The 13,636-nt window shown below is 75.1% G+C and carries 10 protein-coding genes; 3 read left to right on the top strand and 7 right to left on the bottom strand.

All coding sequences use genetic code 11. The features are described from left to right. Positions 1-6: 6 nt before the first annotated feature. The 6 genes from Z052_RS09205 to dapA are packed head-to-tail and all read right to left on the bottom strand — an operon-like array spanning position 7 to position 6,209. The gene (locus Z052_RS09205) at positions 7-1,248 is read right to left on the bottom strand and encodes a M20/M25/M40 family metallo-hydrolase (RefSeq protein ID WP_099288986.1); all 1,242 of its coding nucleotides are present in this window, start codon (positions 1,246-1,248) and stop codon (positions 7-9) included. After that, a complete protein-coding gene (dapF, locus tag Z052_RS09200; protein ID WP_049931244.1) occupies positions 1,245-2,159 on the bottom strand; it encodes a diaminopimelate epimerase in 915 nt (304 codons plus the stop codon). Before dapF ends, Z052_RS09205 begins: the two co-directional genes overlap by 4 nt. Further along, positions 2,156-3,532, bottom strand: a complete 1,377-nt coding sequence (gene lysA, locus Z052_RS09195; protein WP_094520755.1) for a diaminopimelate decarboxylase — start codon at positions 3,530-3,532, stop codon at positions 2,156-2,158. The genes dapF and lysA overlap by 4 nt, the downstream gene beginning before the upstream one ends. Then, entirely contained in the window at positions 3,529-4,368 is an 840-nt protein-coding gene (locus Z052_RS09190; RefSeq protein WP_049931247.1) for a 2,3,4,5-tetrahydropyridine-2,6-dicarboxylate N-succinyltransferase, read from the bottom strand. Before Z052_RS09190 ends, lysA begins: the two co-directional genes overlap by 4 nt. Before the next feature lie 57 nt (positions 4,369-4,425). Beyond that, a complete protein-coding gene (gene dapB, locus Z052_RS09185; protein WP_094520754.1) occupies positions 4,426-5,217 on the bottom strand; it encodes a 4-hydroxy-tetrahydrodipicolinate reductase in 792 nt (263 codons plus the stop codon). Then, positions 5,214-6,209 (bottom strand): 4-hydroxy-tetrahydrodipicolinate synthase, encoded by a 996-nt coding sequence (dapA, locus tag Z052_RS09180; RefSeq protein ID WP_086216650.1) that lies wholly within the window; start codon positions 6,207-6,209, stop codon positions 5,214-5,216. The genes dapB and dapA overlap by 4 nt, the downstream gene beginning before the upstream one ends. 396 nt (positions 6,210-6,605) lie before the next feature. Between dapA and Z052_RS09175 the strand changes: the two genes are divergently transcribed. After that, positions 6,606-7,541 carry an HD domain-containing protein gene (locus Z052_RS09175; RefSeq protein ID WP_049931250.1) on the top strand — a complete coding sequence of 312 codons (936 nt, stop codon included), beginning with the start codon at positions 6,606-6,608 and terminating at the stop codon, positions 7,539-7,541. 77 nt (positions 7,542-7,618) lie between these two features. On the opposite strand, the gene Z052_RS09170 is transcribed toward Z052_RS09175, so the two are convergent. Further along, positions 7,619-9,196 carry an aldehyde dehydrogenase family protein gene (locus Z052_RS09170; RefSeq protein ID WP_094520753.1) on the bottom strand — a complete coding sequence of 526 codons (1,578 nt, stop codon included), beginning with the start codon at positions 9,194-9,196 and terminating at the stop codon, positions 7,619-7,621. Positions 9,197-9,313: 117 nt separating this feature from the next. Between Z052_RS09170 and Z052_RS09165 the strand changes: the two genes are divergently transcribed. Together Z052_RS09165 and Z052_RS09160 are read left to right on the top strand one after the other, a co-directional pair. Beyond that, entirely contained in the window at positions 9,314-13,048 is a 3,735-nt protein-coding gene (locus tag Z052_RS09165; RefSeq protein WP_094520752.1) for a MarR family transcriptional regulator, read from the top strand. Between the two features lie 65 nt (positions 13,049-13,113). Further along, positions 13,114-13,623, top strand: coding sequence for a PUA domain-containing protein (locus Z052_RS09160; RefSeq protein ID WP_086216954.1), 510 nt, complete (start codon positions 13,114-13,116; stop codon positions 13,621-13,623). The last annotated feature ends 13 nt before the right edge of the window (positions 13,624-13,636 follow it).

Genomic DNA, 13,636 nt, shown 5'->3' with positions numbered 1-13,636 from the left:
GAAGGGCTACCCGAGCAGCGTCGACAGCGCGCGCTCGACCGTCGCCGCCGCCGCCTCCACCTCGCGCACTCGGACGTACTCCCGCTCGGCGTGCGCGACGGCCCCGCTTTCGTCCGCGAGATCCCCCGGACCGAACACGACCGTCGGCGCCGGCGCGAAGTACGACGCCTCCGTCGCCGCGCCGAACGGGCGCACGCCCCCGCCGCGCCCGCTCGGGAGACCGACGGCGTCGCCCGCGTCCCGCGCCGCGGCCGCGACGGTTCGGACGAGTTCGTGGTCTGGTTCCGTCGTGAACGCCTCCAAGAACGGCGACTCGCGGTCGGTGAGCGCGACCGCGGTGTCGACGTCGCCGGAGTCCTCCCCAGCGCCGTCGCCGAGCGACGCCCGCACCGCGGCCGCGAGCGACTCACGGAACTCCTCGGCGGACTCCGGCGGGACGCTGCGCCGATCGACCGTGATCTCGCAGTCCGCCGGCACCTGGTTCGTCGCCGCACCCCCCTCGATGACGGTCGGGGTGAGCTTCGGCGACCCGAGCTGCGGATGGTCGGCTGCGTCCGCGTCGAACGCCCGGATCGCCGCGAGCGCGTCCTCCGCGGCGGCGACCGCGTTCGCGCCCGCGAACTCCGCGGCGTGGGCAGCCGTTCCGGACAGCCCGACGGTCGCCTGAAACCGGCCCTTGGCCGCGGTACAGGCGTCGAGCCCGGTCGGCTCGCCGACGAGGAACAGGTCGCCGTCGAGTCGGTCGTCGGTCCCCGGGAGTCGGCCCGTCAGCGCCGCCGCGCCGAGCGACAGCGCCTCCTCGTCGGGCGTGAGCGCCAGCGTGATCCGGCCGCGCTCGGGGTCGGCGGCGAGGAAGCCCGCCAACAGCGCCGCAAGCGGTCCCTTCGCGTCGCAGGCGCCGCGCCCGCGGATCACCGCTTCGCCGGCCGCGGCGTCCGCCTCGGGGCCGCCACGTTCGTCCGCGCTCGCCTCGCCCCGCTCGAACGGGACGTGCGGCGTCACCGTGTCGAGGTGCGTGTTCAACACGAGGTGCGGGCCCGAATCGAGCGCCGGGGATCGCTTCTCCGCGAGGACGCAGCCGTCGGCGTCGACGACGGGGTCGGTCGCGCGAGCCGCGAGCGTCTCGACGACGAGCTCGCGCATCGCTTCGACCGACTCGTGGGAGGCGATCGGGACCGCGTCTTCGAGGAACGAGACCGGGTCGAACTCGTCGTCGCGGCCCGGGGTGGCGTCGCTCCGGTCGCTCATCGCGGGTCGGCGGGGAGCGTCCCCGAGAACTCGTGGGCGACCGGACCGGTCAGGGTGGCGTGGCCGCGGTCCGGAACCGCGATCTCCAGCTCGCCGCCCGGGGGGCGGCTCACCGCGGTCTCGCCCTCGATCAGTCCGAGCCGGCGGGCGGCCGCGACGACCGCGACCGCGCCGGTGCCGCAGGACCGCGTCTCCCCCTCGACGCCGCGCTCGAATGTGCGCTGGTCGAGCACCGCGGGGCCGTCGCCCGACCCGTCGTCGACGACGGCCGCGAGGTTCACGTTCGCGCCCTTGGGGAAGGCGTCGGCGTGACGGACCGGCGGCGCGACCGCGTCGAGGTCGACCGCGTCGATGCCGTCGGGGTCGTCGCGCCCGCCGTCGACGAACGCGACCGCGTGTGGCACGCCGGTGTTGACGGCGGTGACGGGCAGCCCCGCGACCGGCTCGTCGACGAGGGGCTCGTCCGCGAGGGCGCCCCCGCGGGCGGCCGGAACGCGACGCGGGTCGAACGTCGGCTCGCCCATCTCGATGGTGGCCGCGGTCGCGTCCGCGTTCACGGTCGCCCGCCGGGTCCCGGCCTGCGTGTCGATCATGAACTCGCGGTCACCCGTTCGGTCGTTGGCCCACCGCGCGACGACGCGGGCGCCGTTGCCGCACATCGTCGCCGTGGAGCCGTCCGGCTGGACCAGCGTCATCACGACGCGGGTCGGGTCGAACCGCTCAGCGACGCTAAGGAAGAGGACGCCGTCGGCGCCGCGGCGGTCCCCGTCTCCCTCGACGCCCGTCCCGCGGTCGCAGTGCGCGCGCGCGAACGCCGCGCGGTCGCCGACGCCCTCGGCGTCCGCGTCGACGACGATGAAGTCGTTGCCGGTGCCGTGGTACTTCTCCACCGGGACGGCGTGGGCGCTCATCGGTCGCCCTCCGATCGGCCGGCTCGGTCGCGCGGGATCTCGCGTTCGACCGTCGTCAGGTCGCCGAGCGTCTCCCTGCGGCGGGCGATCGTCGCGGTTCCGTCGTCGAGCGCGACCTCCGCGGGCCGCGGTCGTGAGTTGTATTGGCTCGCCATCTCGTACCCGTAGGCGCCCGCGACGCCGACCGCAAGGAGGTCTCCGCGGACCGGCTCGGCGAGCGCTCGGTTCTCACAGAACGCATCGCCGGTCTCACAGATAGGTCCGGCGACCGTGACAGGGGTTGCCTCCCGCTCTCCGACGGGGGGCGCGTCGCCTCCCTCGCGCCCCCGCCCGCTCCCCAAGTTGCGGATCGGGTGGTACGCGTCGTACATCGCCGGACGGAGCAGGTCCGTCATCCCCGCGTCGACGCCGACGACCGTCTCGTCCGGCGTCGGCTTCACCGTGTTCACGCGCGCCAGGAGGACGCCGGCGTCGGCGACGACGTACCGCCCGGGTTCTATCGCGAGGTCGACGCCCTCGGGGAGCGGCGCGACCGCCTCCCGGGTGGCGTCGGCGACGGCCCGCAGGTCGAGCGCCGGGGCGTCCTCCTCGTAGGGGACGCCGAACCCGCCGCCGACGTCGACGTACTCGAGGTCGAGGGGAGCGGCCCCCTCGGCGTCCGGGTCGGTCAGCTCGCGCGCCAGGTCGCCCATGCGCGCGACCAGTTCGCGGTGGCTGTCGAGCTGGTCCGGGTCGATCCCGGAGCCCGCGTGGGCGTGGACCCCGACCGCGTCGAAGCGCTCGGCCGCGTCCCGCGTCACCTCTGCGGCGCGGTCGTACGGGACCCCGAACTTCGCGGCCCCGCCGGTGGTGACCTTCTCGTGGTGGCCCGCGCCGACGCCGGGGTTCACGCGGACGCAGACCCGGCCGTCGTACCCGCGCTCCGCGAGTCGGTCGAGGGTGTCGACCGCGCCGACCGTGACGGTGAGGTCCGGGTCGGCCTCCGCGACGCCGGCGACGTAGTCGAGGTCGCGAGCGGGGGGGTTGACCGCGGTGTAGTGGAGCCGGGAGCCGTCGAAGCCCGCCGCGAGCGCGCGGTCGACCTCGCCCGCCGAGGCGCACTCGGCGTCGAGGCCGGCGTCGCGAACGGTCTCCAAGACGGCCTGGCCCGTGTGCGCCTTGACGGCGTACCGCACGTCCGCGTCGGGGAACGCCGCGAGCAGGCGCTCGCAGTTCTCGCGGACCCGGTCGAGGTCCTGGACGTACAGGGGCGTCCCGTGGGCGTCGGCGAGCCCGCGGAGGCGCCCGGCGTCCCAGTCGCTCACGCGGCGGACCGGGGGGTTGTCGCCGTCCGCCTCGTCGGTCGCTCCCGCGGCCGCCTCGGCGTCGCTCATTCGCGGAGCGCGTCCTCCCGCTGCGTTGCCTCCAGCGTCTCCTCCTCGACGTGCGTCGCCACGACCGCGGGCTTGTACGCCCCGCCCTCGAACAGGTCGTGGTCGCCGACGGACGACTCCACCATCCGGGTGAAGGCCCGTCGCTCGGCCGGGAGGTGCCCGTAGATGACCTCCTCCTCGACGAGGTCGTAGACGGGGATTCGGGGGGTCAGCAGGGTGTTCTCGCCGACGACCGTGTTCTCGCCGACGCGGAACCCCGAGGTGACCCGACAGCCCGCACCGAGGGAGACACCGTCCTCGATGATTACGGGCGCGTCCTCGACGGGCTCGAGGACGCCACCGATCAGGGTGTTGGCGCCGAGCTTGACGTTCTCGCCGAGCTGCGCGCAGGAGCCGACGGTGTCACAGGAGTCGACGAGCGTGCCGTCGCCGACGTACGCCCCCATGTTGACGAACGAGGGGCTCATCATGATACAGTCGCTGCCGAGGTACGCCCCGCGGCGGATCGCGGTCCCGTCCGGCGTGTTCCGCGTGCCCCGCTCGGCGAGGTCGGCGGTGTCGCGCAGCGGGAGCACGTCGTGGTAGGTGACGCCGCCGTACTCGCGGGGCTCCGTCTCGCGCAGGCCGAAGTTGAGCAGGATCCCCCGCTTGACCCACTCGTTGGCCTCCCACGAGGTCACGTCGTCGCCGCTCTTCTCTGCGGCGCGGACCTCGCCGGCCTCCAGGGCGGCGAGGAACTCGTCGACGACGGCCGCGTCCTCGTCGGTCGCGTCCGCAGCGGTCAGCCCGTCCTGATAGCGGTCCCACAGATCGGAAACGTCGGCTTCGAGGCTCATTGGATGGTGTATGGATGAGTAGCGGTATTTACTCGTCGAAGTAAGTATGTCTCGTCATTATTCATCGGCGGCCCCGGCGTCCAGCACGTCGCCGAACCCGTACCAGCCCGGGTCGCGCTCGGCGAGCCACTCGGCGGCGTCGAGCGCGCCCTCGGCGAACACCCCGCGGTCGCCGGCGCGGTGCGTGAGTTCGAGCGTCTCGCGGTTCCCGGCCAGCAGGACCTCGTGTTCGCCGGTCACGTCCCCAGCACGGCGGGCGTGGACGCCGATCTCTCCGGACTCGCGCGGCGCGGCGCCCTCGCGGCCGTGGACGCGCTCGTCGAGGTCCTCGCGAACGCCCTCCACGTCGTCGAGGATCGACTTCGCGGTGCCGGAGGGGGCGTCGCGCTTCGCGTTGTGGTGCGTCTCGGTCAGCTCGACGTCGTAGCCCGGTAGCGCCGCGGCCGCCTCGCGGACCGCCCGGCGGAGCGCCGCGACGCCCCGCGCGAAGTTCGACGCCTTGAGGACGGGCACAGCTTCGCTCGCGGCGCGGATGTCGTCGATCTGCGCGTCCCCGAACCCGGTCGTCCCGGTGACGAGGGGGACGCCGGCGTCGGCGCAGGCCGCGGCGTACGCGACCGCCGAGTCGGGGCCGGTGAAGTCGACGAGGGCGTCCGGGGCCTCGCTCGCGAGCAGGTCGTCGAGGCGGTCTGCGTCCCCGACCGCGACGCCCGCGACCGGGTCGGTCTCGGTCCGGTTGACGGCGACCGCGACCGTGACGCCCTCCCGGGCGGCAGCGGCCTCGATCACCTCGCGGCCCATGCGACCGCCGGCGCCCGTCACGGCGATCGACAGGGGGTCGGCGCTCATTCGGCGCCCCCGGTCCCGACGGGAGCGACGGCCGTCGGGTCGATCGTCCCCGGCGCGCGCTCGTCGTACGCGGCCAGCAGGTCTCGGAGCGCCTCGCGGCGTCCCTCGGAGAGCCGCGAGAGGGGCGAGCGGACGCGGGGGGCGCCGCGTCCGCGGAGGTACATCGCCTCCTTCACCGGGATCGGGTTCGTCTCGGCGAACAGCTCGCGGACGAGCGGCGACAGCTCGTGGTGGAGCGTCCGCGCGCGGTCGTAGTCGCCGGAGAGCGCGGCGCCGACCATCGCGCAGGTCCGTTCGGGTTCGACGTTGGCGACCACGCTGATCGTCCCGGTGCCGCCGACCGAGAGGACGGGGAGCGTGAGCCCGTCGTCGCCCGACAGCACCGCGAACGCCTCGTCGCGGGTCCGCTCGATCACCTCGCTGATCAGGTTGAGGTCGCCGGAGGCCGCCTTGTAGCCGCGGATGTTCGGGTGTGCTGCCAGCTCGACGGTGACATCGGCCGGGATCGACCGGCCCGTGCGGCTCGGGACGTTGTAGACGATCTGCGGGAGGTCGACCGCGTCCGCGATGGTCCGGTAGTGGTCGAGGAAGCCCTGCGGTTCGGGCATGTTGTAGTACGGCGAGATGAGCAGCAGGCCGTCGGCGCCCGCGTCGGCCGCGCGCCGCGACAGCGACAGCGCCTCCTCGGTGTTGTTCGAGCCGGTACCCGCGATCACGGGGATGTCGTCGAGCGCGTCGCGGACCGTCTCGATCACCGCGACGTGTTCGTCGTGGCTCATCGTCGCCGACTCGCCCGTCGAGCCGACCGGGACGACGCCGTCGACGCCGGCGCGTTCGAGGTACCGGGCGTTCGCCGCGAGCTGGTCGTGGTCGACCGCGTCGTCCTCGGTGAACGGGGTCGTCATCGCCGGGTAGACGCCCTCGAAGGGCGCGTCGGTCGCCTGGCTGTCCGTCTGCGTCGCGTAGGGTGTCGTGGTGGTCGTGTCTGTCATGGGGTGCTGCGGTGGGTCCGGATCGGTAAGCGGGCCGGTGCGCGCGGGTCGGGGGTCGTCCGGGACGGGGTCGCCACTCCCGCCGGCGGACGGATCACGCGCGTTTTTTCGAGAAGAGCCGCGTCGCTGACGCCGACTGCGGACCGCACGCGGACGCGGATCGGGTCACACCGGTACATGGACCGGTCGCGCGCTTATACGTTGTGCCTCGCGCCGAAACTGCCGCCGCGGCCGGTTGCCCGCCCGCTCTCCGCGGTTCCCGCCTCGGCGGCCGCCGCGTCCGGGAGCGTGCGAGGCGGGGGGCACGGCCGATCCGGTCGTCGTTACGGGGCCGAGCGTCACCGCGGGGCCGCGCGTCTCGCACATTTATCCCGGCCGGGACACTCTGAGAGAGGCATGAGCGACCCCACCGACGACGGCCCAGAGCCCACCGACGACGGCCCAGAGCCCACCGACGGCGACGACGCCCACGACCCGACCGCGGAGGACGCGCCCGCAGCGCGCGAGGAGATAGACGCCGACACCGACGCTACGCGTCACGAGTACGACCCGGACGCCGAGCACGCGTTCCCGGACGGGCGGCTCAACGAGGTCCTCGACCGGCTCGAATCCGACGAAGAGGTCCTCACCTACCTGGAGGCGCAGAACGTCAACCCGGTCGCCCGGAAGGGGTACAACGACCACGGCGCCAAACACGTCGAGATCGTGCGCGACCGCGCCCTCCGGCTGTACGACCTGCTCAAGTCAGGCGGCGTCGAGTTCAACGGCGCGCGCCAGCAGGGGCTCGACGAGGCCGACGAGCCGGTGATCGTCGCGCTCGCGGCGACCCTCCATGACATCGGCCACGTCGTCCACCGCCACGACCACCCCTACTACTCGATCCCGCTGGCGGCGGACCTGCTGGACGACCTCCTCCCCTCCTTCTACGGCGTCGCCGATCGGGTCCGCGTGAAGGCGGAGGTGCTCCACGCGATCCTCTGTCACCACACCGAGGAACAGCCGCTCACGCTGGAGGCGGGCGTCGTCCGGATCGCCGACGGCCTCGACATGGAACGCGGGCGCTCGCGTGTCCCCTACGAGGAGGGCGGCCGCGGGATCAACACCGTCTCCTCGCAGGCGATCGAGCGCGTCTCGCTGCGTCAGGGCGACGAGACGCCCGTTCAGGTCGTGATCCGGATGAACAACGCCGCCGGCGTCTACCAGGTCGACTCGCTGCTGAAGGCGAAGATGGAGGGGTCGCTGCTGGAAGACCGGGTCCAGACGATTGCGATCAACACCCACAGCGACGGGCAGGACGGCAACGGCTCGATCGTGGACAAGATCGAGCTCTGACGGGGCCGCGGAGCACGCGGGGAAACGTTTCACGGGCTGCGGGGAGACCGCTTCAGATCCTCCGTGCGGAGACCGCTTCAGGGCCCGCGGAGCGTGTCGCCCGCGCCGTTCCGGTGTGACGCGCCGTCGACGACGCTCGTCGCCGCGACGGTCGTCGTCCGCGCGAGGCGGGCGGGCGTGAGCCCGCCGCACAGCTGGCTCCCCTCGGCGGCCCCGCCGCCCAGCACGGGCGCCGCCTCGAACCCGTTCGAGCGCGCCCCCGTCGCCGCGATCCCCGGCTGGTTGACGACGAGGCGCCCGGGAACGAGCCGCGCCGCGGCCCGGCGGGCGCGGCGCTGCTGAGTGGTGTGGACCGCCGCCGCGTGAGGGGACCCGAGGTCGGCGGCGAGCCCGAGCGCGGCGTCGAACCCGTCGCGGCCGTGGACCGCAATCGCGGGGATCCCGGGCAGCGTCGCGAGCGGGTCGTCGGCGCTGTCGGGCGTCACGATCAGGAAGGAGGTCTGACGCGCCGCGTTCGGGAGGCCGAGCGCGGCCGCCAGCCGCCGCGGCGACTTCCCGCGCGGGTCCGAACCTGCGGCGCGTGCCTCGCTCTCGCCGCCCTCCGAGTCGCCGAGGAGCGCGCGGAGGCGGTCGCGCTCGGCCGCGTCGAGGACGTACCCGCCCTCGTCTTCGAGGGCGGCGCACAGCGGGTCGACCGCCGGCGACACGGTGACGACCGCGGCGTCGCCCGCGGGGTGAGCCCCGAAGTCGTACGTCGCGCCGACCGCGACCCGCGCTGCCACGGCCGGGGCCGGGACCGACCCGTCGGCGACGGCGACGACGCCGTCGGCGCTCGCGGCGACGTTCGGCGTCCCACAGCGCTGTCCCGCGGCGACGGTGGTCTCGGAGCCGGCAGCGACGACGAAGTCGGCGCGCTCGAACAGCGCGTCCGTCTCGGGCTTCGAGGGCGGCGCCGGGAGCATCGAGACCGCGTCCGTCGGCGCGCCGGCGTCGGCGAGCGCGCGACTGACGGTCTCGACGACCGCGTCGCACGTCTCGACCGCCGACGGCGACGGCGCGAGGACGACCGCGTTCCGCGCGGCGAGCCCGTACAGCGAGAGGACCGCGGGGACCACGACCGGGTGCGTGGCGGGGACCGCCGCGCCGACGACGCCGAGCGGCCCGGCGACCGTCACCGTCCCCGCCGCGCCGTCGCGGTCGACCACGCCGGCGGTCGGCGCGTCTCGGACCGACCGCCGGGCGGCGTCGATCTCGGTCGCGACCTTCTCCGCCTTCGTCCCCGGGTGCCCCCGCCCCGTCTCGTTGGCCGCCGACCGCGCGAGCCGGCTGATCGTCTCTCCGTCCGCCAAGCGCTCGCCGACGGACCGCACGAGGGCGGCGGCGTCGTCGGGGTCCCACGCGGCCAGTTCGTTCGCCGCCGTCCGCGCCGCGGCGACGGTTCGCTCTGCGCGCCGCGACGAGTCCGAGGCCGCCGCGTCGGGTCCGCCGGCCGCCGCCCTCGCTTCCTCCGGGCCGGTCGCGCTCGGACCGTCGCGTCCATGCGTCGCCGGTCCGTCGCTCCCGTCCTTCGACGCCTCGGCGGGGTCGGTCGGTTCCGTCCCGTCGGGCGTCTCCGCGCCCGGGCCGTCGCTCCCGCTCGTCCGATCCCCACTCATGGGTACCACTGCGCCGGTGTCCGGCTTATTCTCACCCCGTGAAACACTGTGTCACCGCGCGGGCCAAGTCGTCATCGAAGAAACAGTTATGTCGGTGGGGACGGTGCGGGGGGACGTATGACCGAGCCGTCGGAGCTCGCGGGCGTCGTCGAGCGTCGCCTCGACTTCCTCGAACGGCTCGCCGCGGAGCCGCTGCGAAAGCATGAGCTCGTCGACGCGCTCGGCCACTCCCGGTCGACGGTGAACCGCGCGATAGACGAGCTGGAGGCGGCCGGGCTCGTCGCCGGCGAGACCGACGGCTACCTGACGACGCTCTCGGGCCGCCTCCTCGCGGAACAGTACCGCGAGTTCCTGACGGCCGCGGCCGACCTCGCGGCCGCGGGCGACGTGCTCGACCCCCTCGGCGCGGACGTCGGCGTCGACCCCGCGGTCCTCCGGAAGGCCGAGACGCACCGGGCCGCAGCGCCGGACCCGTACCGACCGCTGGAGGCCCTCGACGACGCGCTCGCCGACGCCGACTCGGTCGCCGCCGCGCTGCCCGCGTTCCCCTACCCGCGGGTGGCGGAGCGGCTCCGGCGCGCGGCCGTCGGCGGCGGCTCCGTCGATCTGGCGCTGGCGGATCGGGCGTACCGCCACGCGACCGAGCGGTTCGCGGACGACCTCGGTACCGTCGCGAACCGGGACGACTGTCGGATCGCCGCCGTCGACGCCGTCGACGCGGGGGTCGTCGCGGCCGACGACACCGCGCTGCTCCTCGTCTTCGACGACGGCGCGCTCCACGGCGTGACGGCGTCGACCGAGCCAGAGGCGGTCGCGTGGGCGGAGACCGAGGTGCGCGGGCTGATCGAGCGGGGCCGCGACACGACCGAAGCGCTCGCGGCGACCGGGCGCGCGGCGGGGAAGCGGACCGGAGGCGGCCGGTCCGAGGACGACCGGCCCGGAGGCGGCCGGCTCGGCGGCGACGGCTCGCGTGACTCGCGCCGCTCGTCCGACGGCGGCCTCTTGGGACGCGGGTATCCGAACGACGAGGGGGCCGGATCGCTCTCGGCGCAGGGGTTCCGCGCGGTCGACGAGGACCGCCTCGCCGGCGATCCGAACCCGTGCGGCCCGCTGCGGGCCACGGCGTCGTTCCCCGAGGTCGACGCGGGACACGTCCTCGAGAGGAGCGTCGCGTGCGACGGCGAGCGGCGCGAGCTCGCGGGGGCACTCGTCGAGGGGCTCGCCGGCGGGACCGACCACGCCCTGGTCGGGCCGCCGGGAAGCGGCAAGAGCACCGTCTGCCGGAGCGTCGCGGTCGAGTGGTACCGGTCGGGACGCGGCCCGGTGACGTACCGGACAAGCGACGGGGGCGACCCGTTCACCGCGACGGACCGCCTGCGCGAACGCGTCACCGGGGGGGACGGACACCACCTCGTCGTCGTCGAGGACGCCGTCGACCCGGGGGCCGCGGAAGCGATCACCGTCGCCCGCCAACTGGCCGACTGCGGCGACGTGTCGTTCCTGTTCGACGCGCGCGAGGAGCCGTACGACGACCTCGACGGGCTCCCGCTGTCGCCCGCTGACCTCCGCTACCGGCGGGCGATCGAGACCGTTCGGATGCCCCGACTCGACGAGCGCGAGGTGGAGCGGTTCGTCCGCCACGTCGCCGACCGCACCGGAACCGCGCCGGCGGCCGACCCGAGCTCGCTGCTTGACGACGTGCGCGGCGACGACGACGAGCGCGTGGGGGAGCTGCTCGCGCTCGGCCACCGCCTCGTCCGCGCGGTCCGAGGCGGGACCGTTCGGTCGGAAGAGGCGGATGAGAACGCCGGCGAGGCGTCGCCGGAGAATGAAGCGGGCGGCGCCGCGCCCGCGTCGGGGTTGGAGCGGGCGGTCGCGGAGGCGGTGCGCGAGGTCAGGAACCGCCCGCCGCCGACCGCGGACGTCGCAGTGCTGGTGAACCTCCTCAACGTCGCCGGCGCGAGCGACCTCCGGACGCTGGCGTACGCGCTCGTCGACGATCGCGAGGGGGCGACCGGCGGCGGAATCGACCGCGAGCCGTCGCCGACCGTCGACGGGGTCCGACGGGCGCTCGACCGCCTCGCGGGGACGGTCCTCGTCCGGGCGGGCGACGGGGAGTACCGCGCGGTCCACGACGAGTGGTCGGTGCTGTTCTTGGAGCGGCTCGTCGACCGCGAGCCGGAGCCGGTCGTCGCCAGACGCGTGGGCCGGGTCGTCTCGCGGCTGCTCGCGCTCGCGGACGACCCGGCGCGTCGGTCCCGCGTCCGGCGGGCCGTCGGCGGGGAGGCGCCGGCAATAGACCGGATCGAGCGCGGCCCGAGCGCGTGGGCGGCGGCGACCGTCCGGTCGGTGTACGGCGTCGGACGGCGGTACCCGCGGCTCGCCGCGCTGTACGGTCGCGTCCGCTACGCGTGGATCGACCTCCCGGACGCGTGCCCCGACGACCTGCGCGACCGGCCGCCGGAGTGGGTCGCGCGGATGTACATCGACGCCGGCGACCTCGACGGCGCCGCGGCGGCGCTGGACGCGTGGCGGCCGACCGGCGAGGCGGGGGCGGCCGAGCGCCAGCGGGGGTACGGCGACGTCGCCCGTCGGCGGGGCGAGTACGACGCGGCGCGGGAGCGGTTCCGGCGGGCCGAGGAGCTGTTCGCCGCCGCGGGCGATCGGACCGGGCTCGCGTCGGCGGTCCGCGGGCGGGCGCAGGCGGCGCACTTCGACGGCGACTACGAGGCCGCGTACGAGGCGGCGTCGCGGGCGTGCGCCATCGCCGCGCGGACCGGCGACCCGATCGCGAAGGCGAAGGCGATGACGGACGCCGGCAACGCCCTCGACGCCCTCGACGGGTCCGACGCGGTCCTCGAGCACTACCGGGTCGCCGGCGACCTGTTCCGCGCCCACGACGACACCCACGGCGAGGCGAACGTCCGGGCGAACCTCGCGGTCGCGCTGCGGCGGCGGGGGGACCTCGACGCCGCCGAGCGGACCGCGCGCCGCGCGCTGGACGGCTACCGGACGGTGGGAGACGAACATCGAGAGGCGATTTCGCAGTTGAATCTCTCCGCGATCGCGGAGCAGCGCGGCACCGTCGGCGAGGCAGTCGCTCGCGCGGCGGAGGCCCGGGCGATCGCCGAGCGGATCGGCTCCGACATGTGCGAGGCGCTCGCGTTGAGCCACCTCGGCAGCGCGGCGCACCTCGCCGGCGACTTCGACCGGGCGGAGCGGTTCCTGAGGACTGCCTTGGACCGCTTCGACGCGCTCGACGCCGACGCCCGGCGCGCGATGGTGACCGCGATCCTCGCGGAGGTGGCGGTCGACCGCGGCGATCCGGGCGCGGCCGAGCGGCGGGTCGAACGGGCCGCGGCGCTGCTCGACGACCACGCGGGCCGCAAGCGGCTGGCCGAGACGGACCGGATCCGCGGGCGGGCGGCGCTGGCTCGCGGCGACGCCGACGCCGCGGCGACGGCGCTTGAATCCGCGGTCGAGTCGGCCCGGGAGGGGGGGTTCGCGCAGGCCGAGGCGAAGGCGCTCGCGTCGCTGGGCGCGGCGGCGGCCGAGCGCGGCGACGCCGAGGCGGCGGCGGGTCGGCTGACGGCGGCGCTCGACCTCGGCCGGCGGGTCGAGGACGCGCGGGCGGTCGCGTCGGCGGGCGATCGGCTCGCCGACCTGCTCGCGGGGAACGACGCCGGACCGGAACCGATCGACCGCGAGGCGCTTCGGGCGGCGCTCCGCGAGGCGCCGCCGGAGGCGGTCCCGCCGGATTCGGCCGCGGACCCGGCGGCGTACCGGGAGATAGCCGAGCGCTGGCGCGTCGACGGCGACGGGGTCGCCGCGTCGTACCCCACGCTCGGCTGAGGGGTCGGCCCGGCGGCTTCGGGCGCTGTCGCAACCGCTTTCAGCGCGCGCTGAGAACGGCGGCCATGACCGACGCCGACACGCTCGCGGACCTCCGGACCGCGGCCGACTACCAGTTCGGGGCCGACGCGGGCGAGGCCCTGTTCCCGCCGGACGCCCCGCTCACGGTGCGCCGGTCGAGCGGCGGCCGCCCGCGGCAGGTGATCGACGGCGACGTCGACGACACCCCCGGCAGCAGCGAGGGCGACCGACTCGTCTCGTACGGCACCGACGGCCGGTTTACGCTCGGGCTCGCCGGCGGGAAGCGGATCGCCGACGCGTTCCCCGAACCGCGACACCGGATGGTCGTCGGCGAGGAGAGCGAGCCGTTCGTGCGCGAGGGGCGCAACGCGTTCGCGAAGTTCGTCACCGCGGCCGACGACGGGATCCGCCCCGGCGACGAGGTGCTCGTCGTCGACGAAAGCGGAGCGATCTTCGGGGTCGGCCGCGCCGAACTCTCCGGCGCGGAGGCCGAGCAGCTCGGCTCCGGCGTCGCCGTGAAGACGCGCGACGGGAACCCCGCTGACGGCGACTGACGGATGTGTACGC

Source organism: Halorubrum sp. C191, assembly GCF_002727095.1.
GTDB classification, from domain to species: Archaea; Halobacteriota; Halobacteria; order Halobacteriales; family Haloferacaceae; genus Halorubrum; species Halorubrum ezzemoulense.
This window is presented reverse-complemented; position numbering and strand designations above follow the sequence as displayed.

What these genes read in the sequence shown, in the direction of transcription:
- lysA (WP_094520755.1), bottom strand. Translation starts at nt 3,532, where the DNA reads ATGAGCGACGCCGAGGCGGCCGCGGGAGCGACCGACGAGGCGGACGGC.
- Z052_RS09205 (WP_099288986.1), bottom strand. Translation starts at nt 1,248, where the DNA reads ATGAGCGACCGGAGCGACGCCACCCCGGGCCGCGACGACGAGTTCGAC.
- Z052_RS09190 (WP_049931247.1), bottom strand. Translation starts at nt 4,368, where the DNA reads ATGAGCCTCGAAGCCGACGTTTCCGATCTGTGGGACCGCTATCAGGAC.
- dapF (WP_049931244.1), bottom strand. Translation starts at nt 2,159, where the DNA reads ATGAGCGCCCACGCCGTCCCGGTGGAGAAGTACCACGGCACCGGCAAC.
- Z052_RS09160 (WP_086216954.1), top strand. Translation starts at nt 13,114, where the DNA reads ATGACCGACGCCGACACGCTCGCGGACCTCCGGACCGCGGCCGACTAC.
- dapA (WP_086216650.1), bottom strand. Translation starts at nt 6,209, where the DNA reads ATGACAGACACGACCACCACGACACCCTACGCGACGCAGACGGACAGC.
- Z052_RS09175 (WP_049931250.1), top strand. Translation starts at nt 6,606, where the DNA reads ATGAGCGACCCCACCGACGACGGCCCAGAGCCCACCGACGACGGCCCA.
- dapB (WP_094520754.1), bottom strand. Translation starts at nt 5,217, where the DNA reads ATGAGCGCCGACCCCCTGTCGATCGCCGTGACGGGCGCCGGCGGTCGC.
- Z052_RS09170 (WP_094520753.1), bottom strand. Translation starts at nt 9,196, where the DNA reads ATGAGTGGGGATCGGACGAGCGGGAGCGACGGCCCGGGCGCGGAGACG.
- Z052_RS09165 (WP_094520752.1), top strand. Translation starts at nt 9,314, where the DNA reads ATGACCGAGCCGTCGGAGCTCGCGGGCGTCGTCGAGCGTCGCCTCGAC.